The 292-nt window shown below is 67.8% G+C and carries 1 protein-coding gene; it reads right to left on the bottom strand.

Going from position 1 to position 292, the window contains the following annotated elements; translation table 11 throughout:
- Positions 1 to 292 (bottom strand): glycosyltransferase family 39 protein (locus tag IG08_RS55525; protein WP_043457844.1); only part of this gene is annotated, 292 nt, incomplete at both ends.

A 292-nucleotide genomic window follows, 5' to 3' on the forward strand; every position in this document is an offset into this window, starting at 1 on the left:
GGCGCCGAAGATGCGGCCGAAGCCGTTGTAGCCGATGACCAGGTCCCACACGGTGTTGTCGGTGGAGCCGCCGATGTAGGGGCGGGAGGAGGCGGGGATCAGGTCGACGATGACCATCCACCAGGCGCTGGAGACGATCAGGGCGAGGGTGCCGGCGGCGAGGTTGCGCAGGCGCTTGCCGAGGGAGCCGTTCGCGGCCCAGAGGTAGACGAGGAAGAAGGCGGGCAGGACGACGTAGGCCTGCATCATCTTGGTGTTGAAGGCGAAGCCGATCGCGACCCCGGACCAGACC

The organism is Streptomyces fulvoviolaceus (assembly GCF_000718165.1).
Classification (GTDB): Bacteria; Actinomycetota; Actinomycetes; order Streptomycetales; family Streptomycetaceae; genus Streptomyces; species Streptomyces fulvoviolaceus.